General features: G+C 61.3%; 29 protein-coding genes and 3 tRNA genes. 11 read left to right on the forward strand and 21 right to left on the reverse strand.

The features are described from left to right. The first annotated feature begins 15 nt into the window (after positions 1–15). A complete protein-coding gene (locus ACK3R5_RS05520) occupies positions 16–441 on the forward strand; it encodes a plastocyanin/azurin family copper-binding protein (protein WP_411968315.1) in 426 nt (141 codons plus the stop codon). Between the two features lie 88 nt (positions 442–529). Here ACK3R5_RS05520 and ACK3R5_RS05525 read toward each other — a convergent pair whose 3' ends face one another. The 4 genes from ACK3R5_RS05525 to ACK3R5_RS05540 are packed head-to-tail and all read right to left on the reverse strand — an operon-like array spanning position 530 to position 3,017. After that, positions 530–1,186 carry a 30S ribosomal protein S3ae gene (locus ACK3R5_RS05525; RefSeq protein WP_411963063.1) on the reverse strand — a complete coding sequence of 219 codons (657 nt, stop codon included), beginning with the start codon at positions 1,184–1,186 and terminating at the stop codon, positions 530–532. Further along, positions 1,179–1,421, reverse strand: coding sequence for a KEOPS complex subunit Pcc1 (locus ACK3R5_RS05530; RefSeq protein ID WP_411968640.1), 243 nt, complete (start codon positions 1,419–1,421; stop codon positions 1,179–1,181). The genes ACK3R5_RS05525 and ACK3R5_RS05530 overlap by 8 nt, the downstream gene beginning before the upstream one ends. A 2-nt stretch (positions 1,422–1,423) precedes the next feature. Next, positions 1,424–2,545 carry an exonuclease gene (locus tag ACK3R5_RS05535; RefSeq protein ID WP_411968316.1) on the reverse strand — a complete coding sequence of 374 codons (1,122 nt, stop codon included), beginning with the start codon at positions 2,543–2,545 and terminating at the stop codon, positions 1,424–1,426. Positions 2,546–2,549: 4 nt separating this feature from the next. Then, positions 2,550–3,017: a 30S ribosomal protein S15 gene (locus ACK3R5_RS05540; protein WP_411963065.1), complete on the reverse strand. Its 468-nt coding sequence runs from the start codon at positions 3,015–3,017 to the stop codon at positions 2,550–2,552. A 226-nt stretch (positions 3,018–3,243) separates the two neighbouring features. Between ACK3R5_RS05540 and ACK3R5_RS05545 the strand changes: the two genes are divergently transcribed. Beyond that, positions 3,244–3,315, forward strand: a tRNA-Ala gene (locus ACK3R5_RS05545). 272 nt (positions 3,316–3,587) lie between these two features. Continuing rightward, on the forward strand, positions 3,588–4,454 hold the full coding sequence (locus tag ACK3R5_RS05550; RefSeq protein ID WP_411968317.1) for an ion transporter: 867 nt from the start codon (positions 3,588–3,590) through the stop codon (positions 4,452–4,454). Between the two features lie 35 nt (positions 4,455–4,489). Here the strand turns inward: ACK3R5_RS05550 and ACK3R5_RS05555 are convergent, their stop codons facing one another. The 3 genes from ACK3R5_RS05555 to ACK3R5_RS05565 all read right to left on the reverse strand — a co-directional run bounded on the left by ACK3R5_RS05555 (position 4,490) and on the right by ACK3R5_RS05565 (position 5,815). Beyond that, a complete protein-coding gene (locus ACK3R5_RS05555) occupies positions 4,490–4,708 on the reverse strand; it encodes a hypothetical protein (protein WP_411968319.1) in 219 nt (72 codons plus the stop codon). Positions 4,709–4,831: 123 nt separating this feature from the next. After that, entirely contained in the window at positions 4,832–5,317 is a 486-nt protein-coding gene (locus tag ACK3R5_RS05560) for a hypothetical protein (protein WP_411968320.1), read from the reverse strand. Between the two features lie 111 nt (positions 5,318–5,428). Beyond that, positions 5,429–5,815, reverse strand: coding sequence for a hypothetical protein (locus tag ACK3R5_RS05565; protein WP_411968321.1), 387 nt, complete (start codon positions 5,813–5,815; stop codon positions 5,429–5,431). Positions 5,816–6,093: 278 nt separating this feature from the next. On the opposite strand from ACK3R5_RS05565, the gene ACK3R5_RS05570 reads away from it, so the two are divergent. The 3 genes from ACK3R5_RS05570 (at position 6,094) to ACK3R5_RS05580 (ending at position 9,341) form a co-directional block, all read left to right on the forward strand. Continuing rightward, a complete protein-coding gene (locus ACK3R5_RS05570; RefSeq protein ID WP_411968322.1) occupies positions 6,094–6,717 on the forward strand; it encodes a hypothetical protein in 624 nt (207 codons plus the stop codon). 103 nt (positions 6,718–6,820) lie between these two features. After that, positions 6,821–6,892 (forward strand) — tRNA-Ala (locus ACK3R5_RS05575). Positions 6,893–7,838: 946 nt separating this feature from the next. Next, positions 7,839–9,341, forward strand: coding sequence for a hypothetical protein (locus tag ACK3R5_RS05580; RefSeq protein WP_411968323.1), 1,503 nt, complete (start codon positions 7,839–7,841; stop codon positions 9,339–9,341). A gap of 5 nt (positions 9,342–9,346) precedes the next feature. On the opposite strand, the gene ACK3R5_RS05585 is transcribed toward ACK3R5_RS05580, so the two are convergent. The 8 genes from ACK3R5_RS05585 to ACK3R5_RS05620 all read right to left on the reverse strand — a co-directional run bounded on the left by ACK3R5_RS05585 (position 9,347) and on the right by ACK3R5_RS05620 (position 18,281). Continuing rightward, a complete protein-coding gene (locus ACK3R5_RS05585) occupies positions 9,347–10,105 on the reverse strand; it encodes a hypothetical protein (RefSeq protein ID WP_411968324.1) in 759 nt (252 codons plus the stop codon). Continuing rightward, complete coding sequence (locus ACK3R5_RS05590) at positions 10,098–10,538, reverse strand: hypothetical protein (RefSeq protein ID WP_411968325.1); 441 nt, start codon at positions 10,536–10,538, stop codon at positions 10,098–10,100. Before ACK3R5_RS05590 ends, ACK3R5_RS05585 begins: the two co-directional genes overlap by 8 nt. Then, positions 10,538–11,515 carry a hypothetical protein gene (locus ACK3R5_RS05595; RefSeq protein WP_411968326.1) on the reverse strand — a complete coding sequence of 326 codons (978 nt, stop codon included), beginning with the start codon at positions 11,513–11,515 and terminating at the stop codon, positions 10,538–10,540. Before ACK3R5_RS05595 ends, ACK3R5_RS05590 begins: the two co-directional genes overlap by 1 nt. Then, positions 11,503–12,102 (reverse strand): hypothetical protein, encoded by a 600-nt coding sequence (locus ACK3R5_RS05600; protein WP_411965790.1) that lies wholly within the window; start codon positions 12,100–12,102, stop codon positions 11,503–11,505. The genes ACK3R5_RS05595 and ACK3R5_RS05600 overlap by 13 nt, the downstream gene beginning before the upstream one ends. Beyond that, positions 12,096–12,596 carry a hypothetical protein gene (locus ACK3R5_RS05605; protein ID WP_411963075.1) on the reverse strand — a complete coding sequence of 167 codons (501 nt, stop codon included), beginning with the start codon at positions 12,594–12,596 and terminating at the stop codon, positions 12,096–12,098. Before ACK3R5_RS05605 ends, ACK3R5_RS05600 begins: the two co-directional genes overlap by 7 nt. Then, positions 12,596–14,638 (reverse strand): type II secretion system F family protein, encoded by a 2,043-nt coding sequence (locus ACK3R5_RS05610; protein WP_411968328.1) that lies wholly within the window; start codon positions 14,636–14,638, stop codon positions 12,596–12,598. Before ACK3R5_RS05610 ends, ACK3R5_RS05605 begins: the two co-directional genes overlap by 1 nt. Beyond that, positions 14,639–17,869 carry an ATPase, T2SS/T4P/T4SS family gene (locus ACK3R5_RS05615; protein ID WP_411968329.1) on the reverse strand — a complete coding sequence of 1,077 codons (3,231 nt, stop codon included), beginning with the start codon at positions 17,867–17,869 and terminating at the stop codon, positions 14,639–14,641. 169 nt (positions 17,870–18,038) lie between these two features. Next, the gene (locus ACK3R5_RS05620; protein ID WP_411968330.1) at positions 18,039–18,281 is read right to left on the reverse strand and encodes a hypothetical protein; all 243 of its coding nucleotides are present in this window, start codon (positions 18,279–18,281) and stop codon (positions 18,039–18,041) included. Positions 18,282–18,411: 130 nt separating this feature from the next. Here ACK3R5_RS05620 and ACK3R5_RS05625 point away from each other — a divergent pair, with 130 nt between their 5' ends. Beyond that, positions 18,412–18,942 carry a hypothetical protein gene (locus tag ACK3R5_RS05625; RefSeq protein ID WP_411968331.1) on the forward strand — a complete coding sequence of 177 codons (531 nt, stop codon included), beginning with the start codon at positions 18,412–18,414 and terminating at the stop codon, positions 18,940–18,942. 261 nt (positions 18,943–19,203) lie between these two features. On the opposite strand, the gene ACK3R5_RS05630 is transcribed toward ACK3R5_RS05625, so the two are convergent. Both ACK3R5_RS05630 and ACK3R5_RS05635 read right to left on the reverse strand, forming a co-directional pair. Next, positions 19,204–19,276, reverse strand: a tRNA-Arg gene (locus ACK3R5_RS05630). A gap of 85 nt (positions 19,277–19,361) precedes the next feature. Continuing rightward, positions 19,362–19,622: a twin-arginine translocase TatA/TatE family subunit gene (locus tag ACK3R5_RS05635; protein ID WP_411968332.1), complete on the reverse strand. Its 261-nt coding sequence runs from the start codon at positions 19,620–19,622 to the stop codon at positions 19,362–19,364. A gap of 262 nt (positions 19,623–19,884) precedes the next feature. On the opposite strand from ACK3R5_RS05635, the gene ACK3R5_RS05640 reads away from it, so the two are divergent. After that, positions 19,885–20,388 (forward strand): redoxin domain-containing protein, encoded by a 504-nt coding sequence (locus ACK3R5_RS05640; protein WP_411963084.1) that lies wholly within the window; start codon positions 19,885–19,887, stop codon positions 20,386–20,388. 70 nt (positions 20,389–20,458) lie between these two features. Beyond that, on the forward strand, positions 20,459–21,271 hold the full coding sequence (locus ACK3R5_RS05645) for an HD domain-containing protein (RefSeq protein ID WP_411963085.1): 813 nt from the start codon (positions 20,459–20,461) through the stop codon (positions 21,269–21,271). A gap of 49 nt (positions 21,272–21,320) precedes the next feature. On the opposite strand, the gene ACK3R5_RS05650 is transcribed toward ACK3R5_RS05645, so the two are convergent. The 3 genes from ACK3R5_RS05650 to ACK3R5_RS05660 form a co-directional block, all read right to left on the reverse strand. Continuing rightward, a complete protein-coding gene (locus ACK3R5_RS05650; RefSeq protein ID WP_411963086.1) occupies positions 21,321–22,229 on the reverse strand; it encodes a mechanosensitive ion channel family protein in 909 nt (302 codons plus the stop codon). After that, positions 22,226–22,474, reverse strand: a complete 249-nt coding sequence (locus ACK3R5_RS05655) for a YhbY family RNA-binding protein (protein ID WP_411963087.1) — start codon at positions 22,472–22,474, stop codon at positions 22,226–22,228. Before ACK3R5_RS05655 ends, ACK3R5_RS05650 begins: the two co-directional genes overlap by 4 nt. Before the next feature lie 93 nt (positions 22,475–22,567). Beyond that, the gene (locus ACK3R5_RS05660; protein ID WP_411963088.1) at positions 22,568–22,843 is read right to left on the reverse strand and encodes a ribonuclease P protein component 4; all 276 of its coding nucleotides are present in this window, start codon (positions 22,841–22,843) and stop codon (positions 22,568–22,570) included. Between the two features lie 104 nt (positions 22,844–22,947). On the opposite strand from ACK3R5_RS05660, the gene ACK3R5_RS05665 reads away from it, so the two are divergent. Next, positions 22,948–24,009, forward strand: coding sequence for a glycosyltransferase family 4 protein (locus ACK3R5_RS05665; RefSeq protein WP_411968333.1), 1,062 nt, complete (start codon positions 22,948–22,950; stop codon positions 24,007–24,009). 69 nt (positions 24,010–24,078) lie between these two features. After that, on the forward strand, positions 24,079–25,185 hold the full coding sequence (locus ACK3R5_RS05670) for a glycosyltransferase family 4 protein (protein ID WP_411968334.1): 1,107 nt from the start codon (positions 24,079–24,081) through the stop codon (positions 25,183–25,185). Positions 25,186–25,212: 27 nt separating this feature from the next. On the opposite strand, the gene ACK3R5_RS05675 is transcribed toward ACK3R5_RS05670, so the two are convergent. After that, positions 25,213–25,641: a hypothetical protein gene (locus tag ACK3R5_RS05675; protein WP_411963091.1), complete on the reverse strand. Its 429-nt coding sequence runs from the start codon at positions 25,639–25,641 to the stop codon at positions 25,213–25,215. Positions 25,642–25,662: the final 21 nt, after the last annotated feature.

Below are 25,662 nucleotides of genomic sequence, written 5' to 3' on the forward strand. Positions count from 1 at the left end.
TCCCGAGTGCCGGCTATGCGTCACCAGAGTCGGCGTCGATTCCTCGCGGCGACGGGCACCGCCGTCACCGCCGGCCTCGCGGGGTGTGCGACGTCGCTGGCCTCAGACGGCGAGTTCGACGTGGGGATGACTGCCGTCGCCTTCACCCCACCGACCGTCACCGTCGAAGTCGGTGACACCGTCGTGTGGAAGAACACGAGTTCCCGCGGCCACACCGTCACTGCCTACGAGAGTCTCATCCCCGACGACGCTGCGTTCTTCGCGAGTGGCGGATACGAGGACGAACAGACCGCACGGAAGGCGTACTCGAACTCGCTCGGCGGACTCATCGACAGCGGCGAGACGTACTCGTACACGTTCGACGTCCCCGGCGAGTACGAGTATCTCTGTATCCCGCACGAACAGGCGGGGATGGTCGGGACTGTCGTCGTCGAAGGGTAGTCATTCACTGGTTTTTGTCGGGAGCGTCGTCGCTCACCACGGAGCGTCGAAAAAGTCGAAATTGGAAGTCAGACCGCGGGTCGAAGACTTACTCGGTGTCTTCGTCGACGTCGACTGCGACGTCTTCTTCGTCGACACTGACTGCTGCTTCTTCCTCGGCCTCGATTTCCTCGGGGCGTGCTTCGAGGGAGAACTTCTTGACTTCGACGCGGCGGAGCGGGTAAATCTGCTTCGCCTCGCCGTAGATGGCCGACGAGAGACGGCCTTCGGTGATGCTGTTGGTCAGGTCGTCGTAGGTTCGCTCGGTGATGGCCTCGCGGGTGAGGTCGATCATGATGCGGCGAATCGCGTGTTCCTGACTGCGGTCTGCCTTCTTCGTCGTGAAGGCGACGGGCTGGACCTGGACGCGGAAGTCGTCCTTCGTCACGGCGGTGACGTTGGCGTCGACTTTCGACGCGCCGCGGCGGACGAGACTACGGAGGTAGTCTCGGGTGAGTTCCTGCTGGATGAACTCGGTGTAGGCGGCGTCGCTGCCAACGTCGTTCACCTTGAAGGTGAGTTTGACGTTGTTCGCGCCCTGGTCGTCGTTGAGTTCGCCGAGCGTCGCTTCGACGGTGCGACCGTAGACCTTCTCGGGTTCGTCGGCGAAGGTTTCGCCGAGTTCCTTACGGTCGAAGTTCTCGGGTGCGATGACCTTGTACCATCGCTTTCCGCGCTTCTGCTTGGAGACTGATCGTTCACTCATGGTTAGTGGTTGTGTGCGTTCGTGTAGCTGCGATGACGGTCTCTGCGACCGTCACGTTGACGACGTAATCATCGACCGTAGACTGGAGTCCACCGGTCGAATCGCGTTCGATTGTCGTGACGAGTTCGTCCCCTTCGACTGTCGTCTGCATCGACTCCGTGTTGTCCGGGGTGAGTGCCGCGGCGACGATATCGGGGTCGTCGTGAGTCGTCCGCAGGGTCGCACGCCGAGTCATACTCATTGGCGTACCTCCCTGACGGCCGTGACGACCGACTTCGGTTCGACCGAGGGGTCGAACTGCATCGTCGCTTCCTGTGGTGACCCAGTTGCGGACGCGTCGCCCAGTTCGGTCGCTGCCGCGGCGAGTTGCTCGTCGAGTCCGGCGGGACCGGTCGAGACGAGTGCCGCAGCACCGGTTCCGACCGCGAGAACGGTCGGTTCCGGTGACCGGAAGTCGCGGGCGAGACGTGCGACTGTCGCGAGTCGCCCCGGAGACGAGAGGTCACACGAGAGCGCGTAGAGGCGCTCGTAGCGACCCGTCGTCGCCGCACGGAGTGCCGCGTGTGTCGCCTGCGCGTGGTCGCGCCACGCATCCAGCGCCGCGTCACGAGCGTCGTGACCCAGCGCCAGTGCGACGGCGACTCCCGGCGTCTCCCGAACAGTCGCGTCGAGCACGTCGGCAAGTCCGCCGACGGTCGCAAACGGCCCGTTCGGGGTCGCTCGCGGGTGCAGAGCGCGTTCGACTGCGCTCACCGCCCGCGGTGTCGCGCCGTCACCCGTCGCGTCGAGTGCGACGAGTGACGCGACACGTCTGTGAGCGTCCGCGTCGAGTTCGGCCGGGAGCGACAGTTCGGCGAGTGTCGCCTGTGCGCGCTCTCTGTCGGCCGAAAACGGTGCGTGGACGAGCGTGGAGTGTGCGAGTCCGTCCGCGAGGTCGGCCGTCGGAACGGCCACCCCGGGACGGGGTTCGACACCCACGCCGCTCGCCGCGTCTCGGAGACTGGTGTCGTCCTCCAGTGGGACACCGGCGGCGAAGTAGCCAGCCAGTGCGACCACCGGGTCGGGGTCGACACCGAGTTCTCGGACCACGGCGACTGCATCACTGGGGTCGAGTTCAAAGTCGGAATCGGCGTCCGAACGCCCGATGACTGCCGCGACGTCGTCGTGCGCGACAGCGTTGGGGGCGTCGGTCGCCCGGATACGGAAGGGGACGTCGAGTGTCCTGAGCGCCCGCCCGATGACGCCCGCGGCAGCGACGGCAGCGCCGCTGGTGTGCACGCGGAGACGAACGAACGTCGCCTCACGGAGCATCGCGGCGGCGTCGGCAGCGGGTGTCTGTTCGGCGGAGCTCACGGACATCTACTTACTTTTCGAGGAGTTCGACGGCGACGTCGTAGGTGTACTTGAAGTCTTCGTCGAGCTTGTCTCCACGGTAGTAGGAGACGAGTCGGCGAATCTTCGACTCCGTGTTCTGGAGCGCGCGACGGTTGGACTTGTCCTGCCGGTTCTCCTCCATGTGCTCGCGGAGGCGAACTGCGCGTTCCATCAGGTTACGGAGGTCCTCGGGGAGTTCGGGGGACGCGTCGTTCTCTTCGAGGATGGTGGTGACTTTCTTGCCGGTGGCGAGTTTGACGTCCGGAACCGGGACGCCCTTGACGCCTTCGTCACGCAGGGACAGGCCAATCTGGCTGGGCTCTTTGCCCTGCTCAGCAAGTTCGACGACGCGTGCTTCGATGTCTTCTGCGTCGACGTCACTCCACTCCGGTGCTTCGTCTGCCACGGGCTTGTCCGAACCGGACGAGCCACGGCGGCGGGTGTGCATTCGTGCCATTGTTGCGGGTTGGAACCGCACTGACCGCAGAAACGAGTACCCCGCAGTCGCATTGACGACTGCTGGGGCACTACCGCAATCCCAAGCCCGCACATGCGGGCGCGTCAGATTTGCGGCCGTGCTGGATTCCCATGCGTTTGTCCACGGGCGCCGGGTTAAACCGTTTCGACTCGCCGTCGGGTCGAATCGAAGGGCTTCTAAACGGGTGGTGGCTACCAGTTGGTGCGGGCTCGTAGATCAGGGGTAGATCACTCCCTTGGCATGGGAGAGGCCCCGGGTTCAAATCCCGGCGAGTCCACTTCACTTCGTTTCGCTGCGCTCAACTTCGTTCAGTGGACTCGCCGTACTCCCACTCGCTGCGCTCGCGGGAGTCCCGGCGAGTCCATTCTTGAGCGAGAGACGAGCGAGCACGTCTTTCTCCGGGTTCAAATCCCGTGAACTCCGCTCACGTGACCCCCGGCGAGTCTATTTCTGAACTGAAGTAATTGACGTGCCGAGCGCTCACTGTGTGAGGCAACGCCACCTAGCACCTCCAGCGATGCTATACCTCTGTCCGTTGTTATGTTCCGTATGAGTAGTCCGACGAAGCGCCGCGCGTGGAGAGTAGTCGACCCCGATGCGAAGAGTCGCCGAGGTCAGCATCTCGAAACCGTCGCGCTCGTACTCGCCTCGCTGAACGTAGTCGCCGTCGTAATCCAGAGTGTTGCCCCGATATACGAGGCGGTTCCTCTGTTGTTCGACGTGTTCGGTCACGTCTCTGTCTTCCTGTTCACACTCCTCTACGTCGTCCGCTTGTGGGCAGTCCCGGCAACAGATAGACAGCAGGAAACGACGGACCGACTTCGATTCGCTCGTCGACCCTTCGTTCTCCTCGACTTCGTGGTAATCGTGGGATACTGGTTCGGTGTCGCGTTCGTTCCTGGTTCGCTCGGGTGGATTCGCGTCCTCTGGTTGGCCCGCATGTTCAACCTGCCGCAATTAAAGCGGTCACGAATGCGTTTCAGACGAGTACTGGCCGCTCAGCGGGACGACCTTTCGATTGCCTTCATTGGGTCAGGAACGATTGCGCTCCTCGCTTCGACACTCATGTATTTCGTCGAGAACAGCACACAACCCGAGGCGTTCTCGTCGATTCCCGCCGCACTGTGGTGGGCAATCGTGACGCTCACGACTGTTGGCTACGGCGACGTGGTCCCGGGGACGCCACTGGGTCGCTTCCTCGGGGCGATAACCACGTTCGGGGGCGTCGCGTTCTTCGCACTCCCGTCGAGTATTCTGGCGGCAGGGTTCATGGACGAACGAGCACGCGAACGACAAGCGTCGGACGAGTTGGCCGACACTGGAGGGGAGTCGGCACACACGAACGGTGAACAGTTACAGAACCGGTGTCCGCACTGTGGGGAGGCACTCGACTCCACGGAGACGACGAACCACTGAGCAATCACAGAACAACTACGGGGGACGCAGTCGAACTACGCGTCGTCGTCGGCCAGACCGATATCTTCGGCCGCGAGGTCGGTCACGTGACGAACGATTTCGGGGTCGACCTGCGCGACGTCGTCTCCGTCGTGTAATTGGTCGTTGTGTTTCTGAATCGTGTCTGGGACCTCTGAGAGCGGAATCCGTGACGTAGTATCGCACTCCTCACATACGATAGGGACGCGTGGGGAATCGTCGTCATCACTGGGCATAGCACATCGGTTTTCGGACCGAGGGAAAAACAGAATCGGTTCGCCGCTGGAAGTGACTGGGTTCACGGCGAAGTCGGAACGAGACAGCGCAGCAACCGCGTGACTTCGACAGCGAAGCTCGTTTCAGGCGCGTCGTCTTCCTTCTTGGTCGTCGGTCAGCACGTCGTCGGCCGCGTTGTACTGGTCTCCGAACATCTGGCGGTATTCCGAGTCTGGGTCGTCGCTTGGGTCCCAGTCGATGTAGTACGTAGACAGTGTGTCGGCGACGATTCGCGCGAATTCGTCGAGTTCTTCTTCGATATCAGATGCTGTGTCTAACGGGAGGCCGTACCCACCGTCGACGACGGGTGGCATCTCGTATGCGACGTGTTGGGTCTCGGTGTCCCAGTAGAAGTCGAGTTTCCCGAAGAGTCCAAACTCGAAGGCCTTCTGGTACTCTTGGTCCGTCAACAGCGTCTCCTCCAGCCACTGTTCGTAAGCCTCTCCCCACGCATTCTCCAGTTCGAAGGTGGCCTGTATCTCTGCTCTTCGCTCGGTGTCGTCGTGATACTCGTCGTCGTGGTCGCTGTAGACCGTCGGGGGGTCTGGCGGCGTCTGGGGGAGACTCATGTGAGAGATACGTCGGTGAGAGTCATAATTGTCACCGCTATGCAGAATTGCCGGTGACATCACTACGACGCTCGAAGGCCGTCAAAATAACCGGGTGGCGGAGTCCCTCACTCAGGTCTCTGCTTCCTCTTCACCGGTCGAACCACTGGCCCGTCCTGCCAGCGCGTCCCGGGCGTTGTGGAGACGAGTGCGCGTCTCTTCGAGGTCTTTTCGTGTCTCGTCTGTGGCCTCGTCGATGAGCCTGTCGAGGTCTGAAATCAATTGGTCGATATCGTTGCGAAGATGCTCTGTCGTCTCTTTCGTCTCGTCCTTCGCATCATCGGCGAGGCGAGAGACGCGTTCAGACACGTCGTCGAGGCCCTTGCTCACGTCTTCCCCTGCGTCGTGGAGGCTCTCGCTCGCGTCTTCGACCGCTTTCTGGGCGTCTTCCCCTGCTTTGTCGAGGGCTCGTTTGATGCTCTCACTCGCCTTCACCAGTTCGTCTCGTACTCGGGCCATGGGAAAAGTAACGAGAGCGAACGGGATAGTAGTTGTCAAAAAGTCAATAACATTGATGGGTCAAATAGAGTGATTGAGAGCAAGACTACTCGCAACTCGTTCTGTCCTCTGATTCGCTGCCGTGACGTCGGTTGAGGTGGTTCTGACTGTCTCGAATAACTGGATTTCGTCTGTGAAATTCTATTTTTTATTATTTTTTGTCCAACTATATTTATCGTCATAGTTGACGTATATTTCACTCTATGGTCGTACGAACGAACGGACTGAAATCGAGCCGAATGGTCCTCGGAATACTCGTTTTTGCCCTCCTGGTAGTGACTGCTGGCTGTACCGGTGTCGGTAGTGGTCCGGGTGAGGGAGCGAACGAGACGACACAGGAACAGGTGACAGAACCACCGCAGGTGACTGACGAACCGACGGAAGAACCCACAGCGACAGAAGAACCAACAGCGGAACCCACAGCGACAGAAGAACCGACTGACGCACCAACCGAGACGGACGCCCCCGCCGGTGGCGAGGGTGGCGACGGTGACACTGGCGGCGACGGGTCGAACGACCAGACGTTGCTGCTCTTGGGCGCACTCGCTGTCTTTGCCGTCGGGTTCGTCGCGGCAGGCATCCTCAGAGGACGAAACAAGTCTGAACCGAAATCGGAGTCTGCTGCCACGACCACACCCGCCGAAGCGACTCCCGCTGATTCCGAGCGCGTCATCTCGCTGTTGAACGAGAACAACGGCCGGATGTTCGAAGACGTGCTGCAGAAGGACCTCGGGTGGTCGCCCGCTCATGCACGCCGCGTCGTCGATGGGCTGGTCGCGACAGGCGACGTCGAACGGAGAGAGACCGATGGCGGGACGCTCGTCGTCTTCGCAGGGCCGGACCAGTCCACAGAAGAGGAGTGATTCGCCCACTGAGGTTGGCCACTGCTGTCACGCTATAGCCCCCAGCTGTCCGACGATTCGAAGCCCTTATTTATCCGACCGGGGAATGAATGGATGCGTTCGAGGGCTCGTAGATCAGGGGTAGATCACTCCCTTGGCATGGGAGAGGCCCCGGGTTCAAATCCCGGCGAGTCCATTTCTGAACGGAGTGAAGAAATTGACGAGCCGAGCGTTTGGCTTGCCAAACGCGTGGATTTGAAGCCCTGAAAGTCGCGCGCAGCGAACGGAGTGAGCGAGCACGTCTTTCTCCGGGTTCAAATCCCGTGAACTCCGCTCACGTGACTCCCGGCGGGTCCACTATTCTCCTCGACACCATCCGACGAGCAGTGACTCCGTCAGGAGTCCTGCGAGTCCCATCCGGTGTCGAGTGAAATCGTGCCTGTCCGAGACGGGATTTGAGCAGCGAGCAAATCTTTGATTTGCGAGTGAGTTCAAATCCCGTGAACTACGTTCACGACCTTCGCAAACCTCCGGTTTGCTCAGTCCCGGCGAGTCCATTTCTGAACTAGTGAAGAAATCGCGGTAGCGTGCGTGTTAATTTGGACCGCTGTGGTTCTCGTCTCGACACTCATCGACCACCAGCAGACCACGTCTGAACTCCACAAACCGGGAGCGGGCCGACCTGCGGCCACTGCTAAAGAATGCCGTCATATCACGCACAGCAACCTATGGCGTTACACCGATTTGAATTAGAACGAGGTGATCGATGAGAGAACACACAGTCGGAGACTGGTACGAACATCGATTCACGTTCGGTCCCGTGACGTGAGTTCACCTGTGCACCTGTAAACGGGAGATGTCGAATCGTGGTGGGGTACTGACCACTCTGGCGGGCACCAATCGAACAAGGGTCTGGCGACCAACGACGGCGCGAGTGTATTCCGCTATCGGCAAGTCAGGGGCAACCGCCCACCAAGGCCATCGACTGTCGCGGTATCTCGTATCAACGGGCCAGCGGGCCCACAACTCCCCTCGATACGATTTTACGAACCATGTACGCGCCCACGAGTGACGACGAGTCGGAATTCCAGACGGTCAGATAGCCAATGAGGTTTTGGTCCCTGAGGTAGAGGACCTAGATAATGAGCGGTCGCCCCCGTGTCCCGTGGCTCTATCGCGTCGTTCGTGACCGGTCGGGACAAGCATCTCCTCTCGCAGTCGTACTTCTCCTCGGAATAACGGTTCTCGGTGTGACGTCTGTCGTAACCCTCGGTGGTGCGGCCCTCGACGACACGAAACAGGCGTCGAACGCCGCCCGTGCAGAACATTCGATGACGCTCTTCGACTCGAAAGTCGCGATTACCGCACTCGGTGACTCCCAGTCGCAAGCAGTCGAACTCAGCGGGTCACAGAGCGGCGAGTACCTGGTCCGAGACGACACCACGCGAATCGTCATCACACACAAGGACTACGACGGCTACGGGACGTCACAGGAACTGTACAACCAGACGCTCGGCAGCGTCGAGTACAACACCGGTGACGTGACGATTGCCTACGAGGGCGGTGGCGTCTGGCGAACCCAGGACAACGGCACGTCGATGGTGTCGCCACCCGAATTCCACTACCGGGACAAGACGCTCACCCTCCCAGTAATTCAAGTGTCGGGTGACGACGGGACGGCACGGAGTCCGACCGTCGATATCCTCGAACAACAACAGGCACGACGCGTCTACCCGAATTCCACTTCGACCTACGTCAACAACAGTGAGAGCTACGCGAACCCGGTCGAAAACGGGACTGTCGAAGTGACAATCTACAGCCCCCACTACCGCGGGTGGGCCCAGTTCTTCGAGGAACGGACCGAAGGCAACATGTCGATGGACCACACGAACGAGTCGGTGAGTGTGGAATTAGAGGCAATCGGTGGCGTAATCGGCGAGTTCCGGATGCCGAACGAAGGCGGGTCGATAGACGTCAGAGGGTTGAGCGGCGGCCACAACGTGAGTTCGTACGAACTCAATCTGACCGCGACCCCCCACTTCCAGAACATGCACTGGTCGATGTACCACGACGGCGCGAACGAGGACGTCGAGTTCCACATCTACTCTACGGACAAATGTTCGGGCGGCAGCTTCGACGGAACGGTCGATATCAGCATCTACTATTCGAACCAATCAGGGTCGTATCACGGTTGGCAGCGGTCGGGTATCGACCCCGATACGAGTGACGCCGTCGACGTCGACTGTAGCAACGACCCGGCGACGATGTCGATAAACTTCACACACGCTGCGACGGACATGACGTACGGTAACATCACGATGACCGGGACCGACAACAAGTGGTACTTCGGCCCCGAAATCAAAGCGAACAGCGCGAACGATTCCGTCGACTGGACCGAACACGACGCGGACAGGGCCACGCCGTACGTGACAGACGACAACGAGTCGCTGAGCGTCGTCACCAACCACTACATGTCGCTTCTCGCTCCGAAGTTCGAACTCACCGTGACGGACGGCCCCGGTGGGAGTGAACGCGTCAACGAACAGGCGTCGGGCGGAAATCTCGATTACGACCAAGCCGACGGTGGCAAGTACATCACGTTCCTCCACATCACGGAAAACAAAGTTCGCGTAGAATTCCGCTGACGAGATTAGTCGACCAACGACACGTCGACCTGTTTTTCGACGACGCGAATGGTATCGACGCCAGAGAGTTCACACGAGACCATGGTGTCGTTGGCGACTGGACAGGTCACGTCGTCGTACGACTCCAGTTCCGTCTTCCAGAGGTCTGCTCGTGGTGACGTAACGTTGACCGTGACGTCGTAGGTTCCGCTGTCCGTCGCGAGGCCACGGTACTTCGCCCCCGAACCCGCCACCTCTGCACGAACGAGGTACGTGCCGGACCCGCCAACCGAGTTCGCACTCGACGACGAGCGCCTGGTGGACACCGCAGAGACGACGACGGAGTCCTGCGAGAGGACGAACGCTGGATGACGGACGACGGTCATCGCGTCGTCGGTTCCACGGAAGACGGTCCCGAACGCGTAGACGAGTCGTTCCTCGGACACCTCCGAGGTGTAGACGAGCGGTTGAGAGCTTACAGTGGCGTTGTCCACCACCCCACCTTGCTCCCACTCGACGGTCATCTGCACGGGCGCTCCGAACGACAGCGCCGAGTCGGCCAGTTTAATCTCTGTCGCACGACTCGGCGCACCGCGAGTAGCGATGTCCTCCATGTTGTCGTCGAGGATGTCGAAGGCGCGTTCGGCGTTGTTGAGACGTTCGACGTCGCGGGTGTCCTGAAGGCCGTCCATCCCGACTGCCGTGACGACACCGACAGTCGAGAGGACGAGCGAGAACACGAAGATGAACCCGAGCGTATCGCTCACGGCGCGTCGGTCAACCATTGGTCACCTCCAAGTCGTCGTCCCCGGCGTCGTACCTGACGACGACGTCACCGGCATCGACCGACCCACTGTCGAGCGTCGTCTCCGTCTGGACCGAGACGCGGACGGTCACCTCGGGGTCGACCGACCGCAAGACGAGTTCGTCCGATTCGACGTTGATTCGGTAGGTCGTTCCGGCGACTCGATTCGGCAGTTCGAGACGAGAACTGACGGTCGACGTCGTCTCGTCGTCCGACGACGACGCGATTCGGTCGACGGCCTCGATGTTGGCGGCGAGTCGCTGTCCCACGACTTCCAGTTCTGTCTCGGTCACGCGTTCGTGTTCGGCCGAGATGTACCCTCCCGCACCGACCATGATTCCGGAGATGAGGATAGTGGTTATCGAGAGCGTCAACACGTATCCGAGAGTCGTAGAGACTGCACGCGTCGACATTAGAGCTCACCCGGTGCGATACGAATCTCTTTTTCGACCGTCGTTCCGCTCGCGTGGAAGACGAACGTCACGTTTGCGTCGTAGATAGCGTCCTGTCGGACGGGCCACCCACTTCCGGGCGACGCGAAATCGCCCCCGTCGAGCAGGTCGTCTAAGTCGTCTAGGTCGTCGTCGTCGGTCGCATACAGTTCGTACGTTCCGGTCGCATTCTCGGGATTATCGAAGTGCACGTCGACATCGCCGTCTAGTTCGTCGTGTGCGACTTCGAGCGGAGCGCAGTACTGATTACCGACCACCTTGTTGCCGACGTCGACAACGAGTGAGTCACCAGTCGGCGGTTCGACGTCACAGGTGCCGACGAGTCCAGTGTCGTTTCTGACCGTGACGGTGACGTTCGTTCCGTCGGTGTACATCTTGACCTCCACGTCGTCGTCCGAACTTTCGTCCTTGATTCTCACCTCGAATGCGTCGGACTCCGTCGTCGCGAGGTCGGCCCGGGAGAGATTGAACCAAACGCCTCGAACACGGCCGTCGTTGACGACTTGCCAGTCACTGCTCGGGGTGTTGTCGGTGAAGTTCCGCGAGGGGTCGTCCTGATGGATTCGCAGTCCAGACGTGTTCGTCCCGTCGTACGAGACGTCGACGGAGAATCCGTTGGCGGCCTCTAACGTACTTGCAGTCGAACTCCAATTTCCGACAGCAGAGTCGAACCGGGAGTCGATTTCGTCGGTGCCACCGCCGTCCCGGTTCTCCGCATCGAGTATCGTCCCGGTCGCCGTGACGGCGGCACGCTGACTACTCGCCGCTTCGTCGAGTTGCGTGTCTGTCGTCCGCGTGGCGATGTTCTCGGTGTAGATTGCCGTGTTGAGAACCAGCGCGAGGCTGACCAACATGACGGCCACAGCGAGTGCCGTGACGAGGAACAACTGGCCGCGGTTCTCCTCGGAGAGGCGCGACGGGAGGTTCACATCCGCCATACGACCACCTCCACTCTCACGACAGTCCAGACGGGGTCACCGTCGTGTCGTTCTTCGAGGTAGAACGACGACCCAGAATCGAGCGTCTCGTTCGTCGGGACTGCCACGCCACCGTCCACTTCGTGGCGCCTATCTGTGTCCATGAGGGTGACGAGGCGCGACGCTGACGCGGCGTGGTCACTCGGTTTTCCCATGTGGACGAGACCGATTCGGTTCAGGGCTTTCCCCTCCTGGTTTTCCTGTACGGTGTAGATGTCCACGTTGAACGCGATGCCTCGCTCGTCTAACGTCTCGTTGAGCATCGCGCCGAACACTGTCGGTGGCCCGCCATCGACGAAGTTGTCCTCTTCGCTGGTACTGATGTTCGACAGCAGCACCGTCCGCTTGAGCGTCCCGTTTTCGGCGGCGGCGTCGAGCAGTCCCTGTGCGACCGACGCCTGCTGGTTTTCGATGTGTTGGCTCGACGTACTCGCCGTCAGCGGCGTGACTGCGGTCACCTGCAGTGCGAACGTGACACTCGCCAACAGAACCGTCGCGGCGACGAACGCCTCTAACGTGTGGGCTTGTCCGCGGGCCATCGTCACCAGACCCTCACCAGGAGTTGGTGGAGTTGGCCGTCGACGATGACGGAGCGACGAGCGGCGACGACCTGTCCGGAGGACGGAACTGGGTCTCCCCGCGTCGCGTCCGACCCATCGGAGAGTGTTGCAACTGACCCGTCGTGGAGGAGCGTGACGTTGATGTCGTACGTGTCGTCGACGCCGACGGCGTCGTGTACTGGCCCGGTATCGTACTCACAGGCCGCTGGTGGCGACGAGTTCTGGAAGAAACCATCGACGCACTCCGTCAGGAGGACGGTCTGTTCACCCGGGGGCGAGAGTGCATCGCCCGCGAGTCGGTCTGCCGCACGGTTAGCGACGAGCGGGCGGTCCTGTGCGTCGTCGAACGGTTGGACGATTTGTGGAACCGTCCCGACGACCCACGCGATAGCGAGCAGAAAGATGCCGACACCGACAGCGTAGTCGATGGTCGTCTGTGCGCGACTGCGCTCGCTGCCAGTCGAGCGTTCACGCCGTCGCATTAGCCGACCACCATCCACACCGCGAGTGCGAGCGTCTGCAGGATGACGACGAACTTGACCCCTGCGAGCAGGTCTGCGTTACGGATGTAGCCGCTGATGAACCCGGAGAGAACCGCCTGCAGGGTGACGCCGTGGAAGAACAGGAGCGACATCAGACTCGGGTCGAGGGCCCCACCGAAGCTCGGGCCACCGGAGACGCCACCACCACTCCCAGACGCCTGTGACGACAGGCCCGCCATCACGTCGAGGAATTGGGTCTTCAGGATGGCCATGACCGCCAGCAGGGTGACGTAGGTCATGAGGATGATAGCCACCTGCATCCGGGTGCGTGCGATACGCTCTCGCTCGATGTCGTCTTGATTCTCAGAGGACTGTGCCGCCGTCGTCAGCACCTCCGTAATCTGACTCGACGCCTCCTGTGCCTTCGTGATGAGTTTGACTGTCCGAGCGAGACGCGGGATGTGGTACTTGTTGTTGAATTCGACGAGCGCCTCTCTGAGGCTCATCCCGTAGTTGACCTTCGCGTACATAATCTCGAACTCGTCGGCGAGTTTCCCCGACGACGTGTCGGCGACGGTCTGGAACGATTCGAGGAGCGTCTGTCCGGTGTCGTTCGCACTCGACAGTTTGCGGAGGTTGTCCGAAAGCTTCCCCGTAATCGCCGACCGAGAGTGGACGTTCCATTCGTGGAAGACGGCGAGCGGAACCGTGACGAGGTAGACGGGGACGTAAAACCAGATGACGGTCCCCCAGATTGGTTGGGCGACCATCCCGTCCCACGTCGTCGGTGCGGACCCGCCGATGACCGCGACTGCGAGGAGGACCATCGCCGCAGGAACGGACAGTGCGAGCGTGTACATCGGATGTTGTTTGAAAAAGACGTGCGGTTCTTTGAGGAGTTCTCGCGTCTTGTACGTCCCCTCGCGGTCTTTGATACGCGAGAACAGGGTGAACTCGCCGACGTACGACTCGACGAGTCCCATGTGGACGAGTCCTTCTCGTTGCTGGCCTTCGAGGCGGTCACTCCTGTTGGACGGCGAGAGGTAGCCGTCGCCGATTTCGTCCTGTTTCACCGTCGAGATGAGGACGAGGAACCCGACACCGACCAGTGGGATGAGACCGTAGATGGTCGCATAGAGGAGTTCCTGCTGTGCCTGCCCGAGCATGCTCATGATGACGAGGATGATGATGAGCAACAGTGGGAACAGAGACAGCGTCATGTACATCTCGCCGAACAGTTCCATCGTGTCCAGCGTCTGTTCTTGTTCCTGTTTCGCCGTCCGGAGGTGTTTGTCCTTCTTGTCCTTGAGGAACCCCTCCATGTCACCGCCGGAGTTGACGATAGAGAGCATGTCCGTGAGGAACTGCGAGAGTTCGTCGGAGGGCGTGAGGAGCGCCTGCTGACGGATGGCGTTCCGGTAGTCGGTTCCGAAGTACTCCGTCTCCTGGACGATACTCTGGAACTCGCGGGAGACTTCGCCGTAAGTGTCGTCGGCGCGGGCCATCGCCTCCAGAATCTCGAGTTGGTTGAGGCCACCGACAGACAGCGCGTACATGAACGAGATGGCGTCCGAGAGGAGCATGTTTATCTCCCGCTTTCGGGCTGACGCCTTCGAGTAGGGGATTCCGACGAGCGTCCCGAACCCGAGTCCGAACCCGATAGACCCGAAGACGACGCCGGAGACGGTGACGGCGGCCGGCATCACGAGCGACCGGAGGAGTTCGGCCGTCGACTCGCTCGAGACGGGAATACCGAGACTTATCGACTCTGCAGAGACCAGGCCGAGTGCGAAGATGCCGTAGCCGAGTGCCATCCCGAGAATCCAGAGCGAGAGGCCAGCGAGCACACCGATTGCCAGCGCCCGCGAGAGGTAGAGTTCGACCGTATTCGGCATCCGGGCCTGCTGGAGTTTCTCTTCGACGTCGGAGACGAACTCTCCGTCTTCGTCGAAGAGCATCTGAAACAGCGGATAAAACGCGTCGCCGAGGGTGTCGGTACTCCGGTCGAGTCCCGCCGTGTTCTCAGCGTCGATGTTGCTCATCTAGTCGTCCTCGTCGCTCTCGACGGACTGTGACTCCGTTTGTTCCTCGTCCGGTGCGTCTGTCTCTGCGGCTTTGAACCCGCCCCACGACTCGTCGTCGATTTCGTCGTTCACGTCGGCGTCTGCCTCCCCAGACGAGTCGGACTCGGCGCCGGACGGTTCGTCGATACCGAACGCACCGAAGAAGTCGTCGAGGTCGATGTCGTCTTCCTTGGGGTCGGGGAACGTCGGTTCACCCTCCTCGTCGAAGCCGAACTCGTTGGGTTCTCCCTCCACGTCGGCATCGAGCAGCGTCTCCCAGAGGTCCTCGGCGGCGTCACGACGTTCCGCGTCGTCCGCGGGGTCGTCGCTCGCTTCGAGTGCCGGCGTCTCCTGGTCGCCGTCGATGGCCGACGGCCCGTCGTCGCCTTCGATCTCTGGCGTCTCGTCGCCCGCATCGAGTTCGGACCGGGGCGTCCCTTCGTCGAGGGCCGGGCCGTCCATCGTCTCTTCGAGCGCGTCGAGTTCGTCTCGTTCACCCGGTGACGCCTCGACGTCCGGTTCCTGCTGCATGTGGCCGAGTGCATCTGCCACGTCGCCGACGTCGCGGTCACGGTAGTCTGGGAACAGTTCGTCTTCTGCACGACGGAGAATCTCCTTGGCGAGTTCTCTGACGTGTTCGGGGGCGTCGGGGCGCGGAACCATCGCCTCGCTTTCGGGGTCGATGTCGATGTGGACCGACTCCATCTCCCGGAGGTCTTCGAGACTCCGTTCGAGTCCGTCGGTCGCCATCAGACCGATGATGGTATCCTGGTCGTTGATGAACGCCTGGAACGTCGCTGCCACCTGCGTGTACGTGTTGAGGTCCCGGTCGATGAGATACGCGAGGACGACCTGCCGTTTGAAAATCTCGTGTTCGAGCGTCTCGTGGTCCCAGCCACGGTCGAACTTTATCTCTTCGAGCGTGTTCGACGACCCCATCTGGAGGAACTCGTCGGTCTCTGCTTGCCACTGGTAGACGTCCTGAACGTTGATTTCGTCGTTCTCGGGGTCGTAGTGGTTGATTTCGGTGAGCGACTTGTTCCGGCGGACCTTGTTGCCCTCGACGCGCGTCGACGTCTGGATAGAGACGAGGTCCAGTGCGGTGAACATCGTCTTCGAGACGTTGATGGGTGCCGTGGTGAAGCGCTTGAGGACTTCGCCCACGGAGTCGGCGTGGAACGTCGTGTACGTGGTGTGACCCGTGGACATGACCTGGAAGAGGGTTCGCCCTTCCTCACCACGAATCTCACCCATGACGATGTAGTCGGGGCGTTGACGGAGTGCGGCCTCCAGCAGGTCGAACTCGTCCACGTCGCCTTTGTCGTCGTCGGAGAACGACGGGCGCGTGACCGAGGCAATCCAGTTTCGCTGTGGGAGTTCGACTTCGCGCGTGTCCTCGATGGAGACGATTTTCGTGTTCGACGGGATGAAAAGCGACACCGCGTTCAGCGAAGTGGTCTTCCCGGATGCCGTACCGCCTGCGAAGATGAGGCTCTTGTCGTTCTCGATACAGAGCCACAGGAACGCCATCTCCTCCAGCGAGAACGTCGACCAGTTGATGAGGTCGATTGGCGTGAAGGGGACGTCCTTGAACTGGCGGATGGTGTAGTTCGTCCCGTGGTCGGACACTTCACGACCGAGCGTCAGTTGCGCACGCGATCCGTCTGGGAGCGTCGCGTCGACCTGTGGCCGCCGCTTCGAGATACCCTTCCCCGAGCGCTGTGCGAGTTTCACGACGAAATCGTCGAGTTCACCCTTCCCGTGGTAGATGTTCGAGATTATCTGCTCGTAGTCGGAGTGATAGACGAACACCGGTGAGTTGTAGCCGTCACACGAGATGTCCTCGACGTTGATGTCGTGTTTGATGCCGTCGATGCGTTCGTATCCGATGAAGTCACGGCGGAGGTAGTACTGTAACTTCTGTACCTGATAGTCGTTCAGGTCCGCTTCGTCGTCCGCGAGGACTGCCGACTCGGGTCTGGCGGCGATGCCGTCGAGGCCACCGAGCGGTGAACCGCTCTGGGTGGGCGACTGCGTCCCTCCGAATCCGAGTCGAGACGCGACGCCACCGAAGAGCGACGTCCCGCCGTCTGTCGCCGTCGTCGATTCCGAGTCCCCACCGCCACCGAACAACCCACCGAGTCCGAGACGGTCGAAGAGACCAGGCGAGTCGGAGTCGTTGTCCGGTTCGACTCCCTTGGGGACGGGGTTGTCGTAGAGGTCGTAGCGCGACAGCAGTTCGTAGGTCTGTGTCTCGATGACTGTGCCGCGGTTGTCGTGACCGTCCGAGACGACGTTCTCGTCGCTGTACTTGATAGCCGTCCGGAGTTTGCTCGTGAGGAACTCCGTCAGGTCGTCTTCGATGCGATTGAGGTGCGGTTCGACGACGTAGTACTTCTTCTCGTTTTCCTTGACGGAGTGGAAGATGACGACGAACGCGTACGGTTTGTTGACCCAGTAGCGCTCGACTTCGCGGAAGTGCGTCTTCTTCTCCATCGGAACCGCCTTCTCCAGGTCGTAGCGGTTCGAGAGCGTCGTCGTCCCGTCCGCACGCGAGAAGAACTCGTCTTCGTCGAGTTCCTCGTTCACGTCGACAGTGCGGGTGTCGACGACGTCCGCGAGTTCGTCGGCGCGCTGACCCGCGCGAGCGAGTGCGTTCTCGATGTGGTCGGGGTCGAACCCGAGTGCTTCTTCGCCGTCGAATCGCTCGATTTCGCCTGCTGCGTCACGTGGTCGGGAGCCATCCGCTTCGTAGTAGTACTCGCGTTTGTAGTGCTCCCACATCCACTCGTCTTTGACGACGGGAGTCGTCTCAGGGTCGCAGAACGCCTCGAACTGTTCGTGGATGTCTGACGCGTGCGCGCCGCGCTTCCCGACGAACGTCTCGACGTCGACGGGATGGAAATCGAGGTACTCCTCCGGGTCGAGCGAGACGGAATCCCAGTCGGTTCGGTCGGGGGTTGGAACCTCCTCTTCGTCGCTTTTGCCCCACCGCGAACTGCCCGGTGTCTCTGTGCGAGTTCTCGGGTCGAAGCCGTAGAGGGCCTCGATGTCGCCGTCGTCCCCGTATTCGTCGAGGAAGTCGGCCCACGTATACTCTCCTCTACGGGCGTTTGACGCCTGGTCCGGGGCGGCATCACCCTCCACCGTGGGCTCCGTGTCACCCGCTATTGCCTTTGGCCCGGATCCGTCGGCGTCTTTCCTTGCCATTGTCCTTCGGATATTCGGGTTATTGGAAAAGTCTTTTTCCCAGACTTTTTACATTATAGGGACAGTTTAAGTCTGGTATTTATACCTGTTTAAGTACGGCCCGGTTTGCGCTGGGTGCCTCTACTGGTGCTAAATCGGTGGTTAATCTCCCTGAACGGGCCGAGTCGGGTTACGATTCTCGTCGGGGGCGAGGTGACTCACGGGTCGGGGACACCGACCGGTGGGTCCATATCCATTCGAGGACGGCCAGTCCGCTGAGGAGGACTGTGATAGTGATGACGAGGGCTACCGGACCCACGAAGAGTACCGACGCGATGACTGCGATGGCCGACCCGGCGACCCACGTCGCGTGTCGGTCACCAGTGTCGTCTGTTCGGAGTCGGGGACCAGCGACTCGAAGCGGGAAAGGCATGGTGCGTAGTGGTCGTGACAGAGTATAGCACTATTATGGGATTTCTGTGTCCAGAAGCCGCGTCACGACCGTTTTGCCCGTTTCCACGGGGAGGCCAACATCTATGTATGTTCACTGAGATTTCAGGTTCATGGACCCGTTCATACAGCTCGTCTTACAACAGGGACCGATAACACAGTCACCCGACCCGAGTACGTTCGCACGGTTCTTCGGGTCGACGATATCCGCAGTGGGGACGTTCGTCGGGACGCTCATCATTGGCGCGCTGTTGCTCGCCATCGTCCCCGACTACACGGAGAAGATTATCGACACCGTCGAAGACGAACCCGTCCCGTCGTTCCTGTGGGGACTCGGCATCTTCGTCGCGCTCATCGTCGTGACGATTGTCCTCATCATCACGCTCATCGGCATCCTCCTCGCCGTCCCGCTCATCTTCGTGATGATATTCGTCTCGCTCGTCGGCGGTGCCATCGTCTTCATCTTTGTCGGTGAGCGTCTCCTCGACGCCGCGAACGTCGAGACGTCTCGCTGGGGGCACCTCGTCGCTGGCGCGTTCGTCGCGACTGTCCTCGCCGCCATCCCCTTCGTCGGCGGTATCACGAACTTCATCGTCAACACCGTCGGCGTCGGCGCAATCGTCTTCCACTGGCGCAACGGGTAACGGAACGGAGACTACTTTTTGCGGGATTCGACGACTCGGAGTGAACAGTGAGCGGTTCGGGAATTGCTGTGAGAGACGCGAGCGTGGCGGAGTTCGAACCGTGCCAAGACTCGCTTCGCTGGTTTCGTCGAGTTGTGAATCCAGTCATGCCGGTTCGTTCGCTCTTCACATACGTTCGCCGGAAAACGGGCGTGACGGGACTCTCGTGAGCACCGCGAACGAGAGTCAGGAACGCCCGCTGAACGAACGAAGTGAGAGAAGCGGGCGTGACGGGATTCGAACCCGCGATCGAGGGGTTAGGAACCCCTCGCCCTATCCGCTAGGCCACACGCCCTGCGGAGAGTTCTCTCAGGATTCGTCAAAAATCGAGTGGTTCGACCCCGATGGGCCGAAGGGAATAACAGAAAGGGGAGCTGCGGTTAGTTCTCCGTCTTCGACGTGGACGCCGACGTCGACGTCTCGGTGACGAACTCGTCGTCGTCTTCGTCGCCTTGCATCTCTGAAAGCTCTTCTTCGATTTCACTACGTCCACGCTTGAACTCGCCCATTGCCTGCCCGGTTGACCGCGCGAGCTTCGGAATCTTGTTCGCGCCGAACAGCAGGACGAGCACGAGGAGGACGATGAGCAGCTCCGGCCCGCCCGGGAGCCCCGGGAACAGGGGGGTGATAGTCTCGAACATCGCTGTTTTTGCGTTACCCAGTCGCAATTATAGGCTTTTTGCCTTCACCGAATTCACGAGACGACGACTGTCGCCCCGTCCGAACTGTCGAAACCGTGCCTCTCAGCCGTTGATACACCACAAATCTGGCGATGAACGAAATCGACGAACCGACGAACGCGACGACCAGCACTCACCGTTGATAATTCGCCGCCGACGCTGTGGAAGACCAGTCGTTCCGATTCCCGTGAACATAAGTGTGGACCACAATAATGAGGGCAATATGGTATCAGTCGGAGACGACGCGCCAGATTTCACGGCACCGAAGACGGACATCGACGGCGACATCGAGTCGTTCACCCTCTCTGAGAACCTCGACGACGCGCCGGTCGTCCTCGCGTTCTTCCCCGCGGCGTTCACGGGCGTCTGCACCACCGAGATGTGCACCTTCCGTGACCAGATGGCGAACTTCGAAGACGTCGGTGCGACGGTCTACGGCATCAGCATCGACACGCCGTTTACGCTCTCTGAGTTCGCCGAGAAGAACGACCTGAACTTCGGCCTCATCAGCGACACGAACCGCAACCTCATCGACGCCTTCGACGTCGAGATGGACTTCGCGGACCTCGGCGTCTACAGCGTCGCCAAGCGCTCTGTCTTCGTCGTCGACGCCGACGGCGAAATCACCTACGAGTGGGTCAGCGACGACCCTGGCGTCGAACCCGACTACGACGCCGTCGAGGAGGCAGCCGCCAAGGCACGCGAAGAACCGACCGAAGCGGTCTAAGCACGCCGTTTTGCGGCCAAACCGCAGGACAGGCCAGACCTTTTTTCTCGCTGGAACGACCATCTGATGCATGGCAGATTCTGACGCGAGTCTCAACGGCGGCCGAGTCTACGACCCCGATGCGGACCACGCGTTCCCCGACGAGAAACTCAACGAAGTGCTTCCCGCGCTCCTCGACGACGAAGAGATAAACACCCTCCTGGAGGCCCAGAACGTCAACGCAGTCACGCGGAAGGGCTACAACGACCACGGACCGAAACACATCGAAATCGTCCGTAACCGAGCGCTGCGCCTCTACGACCTGCTGAAACGCGGCGGTATCGAGTTCAACGGTGCGGCAGACGAGGGACTCGACGAAGCGGACGAAGCGGTCATCGTCGCGCTCGCGGCGCAGTTACACGACATCGGCCACATCGTCCACCGCGACAACCACGCGTACTACTCGATTCCACTGGCGGCAGACGTTCTCGACAGGTTCCTCCCGCAGTTTTACGACGTCGCTGAGACGGTGCGAATGAAGGCTGAAGTCCTCCACGCCATCCTCACTCACCACCGCGAGGAAGACCCACTCACGCTCGAAGCGGGCGTCATCCGCGTCGCCGATGCCCTCGACATGGAACGTGGTCGCTCGCGCATCCCCTACGAGAAAGGCGGGCGGGGAATCAACACGCTTTCCAGTCGGGCTATCAGTCAGGTCACACTCAAAGAAGGGGACGACAGGCCCGTCCTCGTCGAAATCGAGATGGTGAACGCGGCGGGCGTCTATCAGGTCGACAACCTCCTGAAAGCGAAACTCGATGGCTCGGGCCTCGAAGACCACGTGCGAATCGTCGCCGTCAACACGAAGTCCGAAGACCGACTGGTCGAACGTATCGAACTCTGAGGCTCACGGCGTCGAAGAAATAAAACGCGAAACGTCTGGACGAGGTGGTTCAGTCGTTCGACTGGACGAGACGGTCCATCCCGCCGATGGAGAGTTCGCCACTGAGCGTCCGGTTCGGGTAGGGGATGTCGATGCCCTCCTCGTCGAACCGCCGTTTCACCGACGTCACGTACTCGCCGCGCGTCTTGACGAAGTCGGCGCGACTGGGATTCGAAATCCAGATGCGCGACTTGAGCGTCACCGACGAGTCACCCAACTCGGTCAGGCGAACCGACGGCGCCGGGTCGTCCATGATGCCGTCGTGTGCTTCGGCCTCTTCGAGGATGATGTCCGTCGCTCGCTCGATGTCGTCGTCGTATCCGATGCCGAACGGCACCTGCAGACGGAGTTTGTCCTTCGCGACGGGGTTCTTGATGACGCCGTCCGTGAGTTGTGAGTTCGGGACCGTGAGCAGTTCGTTGTCGAACGTCCGAACACGCGTCACGCGGAAGGAGATGTCCTCGACGACACCCGAGTTCCCGTCCCACTCTATCCAGTCGTTGATGCGGAACGGTTTGTCGGTGAAGATGAAGATGCCCGCGACGAAGTTCGCGATGACGTCCTGCATCGCAAACCCGATAGCGAGCGTCGCCGCGGCACCGATGGTCGCGAGCGACTGCAAGAAGCTCCCGAGGCCGGCGAATCCGAACCCGACGCCGACGGCGACGAACGCCACGACGAGCGACACGATTTTCATCAGCGGTTTCTTGGCGTGCTCCTCTGCGCCGCGTCGGTCGAGGATACGGCTTACAATCGACGACAACACCGCCTTGCCGACGATGTAGACGACGAGGAACCCGACGATGAAGCCGAGAACCGTTCCGAGCGTCCCCGCGTACGGAATGTTCTGCGCGGCGAGGATTCGACCGATGGCACCGCCGTCACCCTGTAACTGGAGCGGGACTGCGAACACGTTCATCTGTGGAAGACTGCTGTTTTGCCCCGTGTTTCTACCAGCTCGGCGTTGACTCGCTCTGCGAGGTCCGATGCCGCCTCGTCGATGGTCGTCCCGCCGAGCGCGGCACGGAGGAACTTCGCTTTGACGAGATTCCGGTCGGCCAACTGGTCGTTCAATTCGCCGACGACTGCCTCGATACCACTCTTGCCTACCCAGACGGTCACGTCGAGGTCGTGGGCTTCCTTTCGCAGGTCCTGCGTGTTCATGCGTGGACTCTACTATGTCCGAGGGCCCTTCAATAGTAAGGCTTTGGGCGACGCTTGGTGGACGAACACACGGTACGACGCCACACGACCGCGTTAGTACGGATATCGCTTCGTCGCTCCGCAGTCGCATCTGACGACGACGTGGCCTCCCGACTGGGTTCGAACGCGAGCGTTCCGTCCCGGAATGAGATACGCATCGCACTCGTCGCAGGTGAACCGACGGAACTTCTTCGGAAGCCCACAGCGGTTTCGCTCTGCGACGCGACGGGCGAGGCGGACGTACTCACGCGCACGCTCGTCTTCGCCGTCGGCCGCTGCCTCGTGTGCGAGGTGGTGGAGTCGGTCGATGCGCTCTTCCGCGATGTTCATGCTAAGGTGGGAGAGTGGGCGCGGCATAGGCGTTCCGAACTGCCGAGGAATCGTGCGACGAGAAAGCCGGTAGGGTCAAATCCTCCCCCCAAGAAAGGGCGAGCGTGCGCGTTTTGAACTACCTCGAGTTCGCCTCGCAACTCGAACGGAGCGGTATCGGAACCTCCACCGACCAACAGCGCGCGGCCCTCGCGACGACGGACGTGGACGTCGTCACCTCGCCGTGGCCGAAGTCCGTCTCCGAGAGTGCGAGCGAACTCCTCCGAGGTAACTGCGTCTTCCGCGACTACGACGTCGCCCACTGCAACCTCATCGGCCCAGGGTCCGTCGCCGTCGCCAGACACGCCAAACGGAACGATATCCCGCTCGTGCTCCACTCCCACGTCACCCGCGAGGACTTCGCGGAGAGTTTCCGCGGGTCGAACACCATCGCCCCGGTGCTCGGGAAGTACCTCAAGTGGTTCTACTCGCAGGCCGACGTCGTCCTCTGTCCCTCCGAGTACACCAAGCGAGTCCTCGAATCCTATCCCGTCGACGCACCGATTCGCCCGGTTTCGAACGGTGTCGACGCCGAATCACTCGACGGGTTCGAAGACTTCCGCGACGAGTACCGAGAGAAATTCGACCTCGAAGGAATGACGGTGTTCCTCGTCGGCAACGTCTTCGAGCGGAAGGGCCTCACGACGTTCTGTAACGTCGCCAAAGCGACCGACTACGACTTCGCGTGGTTCGGCCCGTACGACACCGGCCCCCACGCCTCGAAGACGGTCAAATACTGGGTCGAAAACGCCCCGGCGAACGTCACGTTCACGGGGTGGATAGACGACATTCGCGGCGCGTACGGCGCGGGCGACGTCTATCTCTTCCCCACCAAGAACGAGAACCAGGGCATTGCCGTCCTCGAAGCGATGGCCTGCGGCAAAGCGGTGGTCCTCCGCGACATCCCCGTCTTCGAGGAGTTCTACACCCACGGCCACGACTGTCTGAAGTGCGAGACGGACGAGGAGTTCGTCCGCGCGCTGGAACTGCTCGAAAACGACCCTGACCTCCGGAAGCGTCTCGGTGAGAACGCCCGGGAGACTGCCGCCGAGCACAGTCTGGAACGCGTCGGTGACCGACTCGTCGAGACGTACGAGGACGCCCTCGCCGGCAACCTCGACGAGTAGGTTCGCGACACCCTGACACGGCAGGGAGAAGTCACAACAGTTTATCCGGTTGGCCTCACAGCACCCGCCATGCAGTCGGTCGCCGCCTTCACCGACACGTACTTGCCGACCGTCAATGGCGTCACGTACACGATTCAGACGTGGCGTGAGCGGTGGCAACGGCGCGGTGGCCGCATGGACGTCGTCTACCCGAAAGACGACGACTACACCCCCGAAGACGGCGAGTACCCCGTTCGGAGCCTGCCGTTCCCGTTCTACGAGGGGATGCGCGTCGGCGTCCCACGCGTTCCCGACAGTGTCGCCGAGTCCGACGCCGACGTCGTCCACGCGCACACTCCCTTCGGACTCGGACTGGCCGGCCTTCGCCTCGCCCGACGCAACGACCTGCCGTTCGTCGCGACGTACCACACGCCGACTGCCGAGTACGCGGAGTACCTCAGTTCGGTCGAAGTCATCGAACGCGGCGTCGAACGAACGGCAGAACGGTACGAACGGTGGTTCTTCGACCGTGCAGACGCGGTCATCGTCCCCAGCGAGGACGCGAAGCGACGCCTCCGCCACGAAGTCGGCGTCGACGCCGAAATCGTCGTCCTCTCGAACGGTATCGACATCGAGCAGTTCGCCCCAGCCGACAGCGACGAGTTCCGGGAGCGGTACGGCCTCGGAGATGGCCCGCTCGTCGGGTACACGGGACGACATGGGTTCGAGAAACGTCTCGACGAACTCGTTCGTGCCGCGTCGGGCCTCGACGCGACACTCGTATTTGGTGGCGACGGCCCGGCACGAGACGAGTTAGAGCGACTCGCCGCCAACCTCGACGTCGACGCCCGCTTCCTCGGCTTTCTGGACCGCGAGGAACTCCCGGCGTTCTACTCCGCGCTCGACGTGTTCGGGTTCCCCAGTCCGGTCGAGACGCAGGGCCTCGTCGCACTCGAAGCCAACGCCTGCGGGACACCGGTCGTCGGTGTGAACGACGGTGCACTCGAAGATACGGTGGTCGACGGCGAGACTGGCTATCACTACGAATCGGGCGACATCGACGGGTTCCGCCGCGGTATCCAGCGCGCCCTCGCCGAACGCGACGAGCTCAGTGCTCGCTGTCTAGAACGACGCGACGAGGTCAGCGTCGACCACTCGGTCGATAAACTAGCGTCGCTCTACGACAGACTCGAGTAAGGGAAAAAGACCGACTGCGAAACCGCTTCAGTCGCGGTCTTCGAGCGCGTCGGCGATGCGTCGGAGTTCGCGGTTCACGTCACGGACCTCGTCGCGGAGTTGTCGGACTTCGCGGACGAGTGCCTCGTTGTCGCCGCTGCCCTGTTCTGGCTCGCGCTGAGCGCCGGGACCGCCGGGACCGCCGCCCATGCCACCGGGGCCGCCACCCATTCCGCCAGGGCCGCCGCCGCCCATCATGCCGCTCATCATCTGCGCGAAGGGGTTGCCGCCGCCCATGCCGCCGGGGCCGCCACCGCCCATCATCTCTTCGGGAGACGGTCGCTCGCCTTCTTCGCGTTCTTCTTCGCGACGTTTGCGAATCTCTTCGACCCGCTCACGGAACGACTTCTCTTCGTCGTCTCCGGATTCGGATTCGTCGGGTGCCTGCGTCTCGTCTGCGGGTTCGTCGTCAGCCATAGTCGCGGGTTAGCCGTCCAT

Origin of the sequence: Haloferax sp. YSSS75 (assembly GCF_046764215.1) — an archaeon.
In the GTDB taxonomy this organism is placed as follows: Archaea; Halobacteriota; Halobacteria; order Halobacteriales; family Haloferacaceae; genus Haloferax.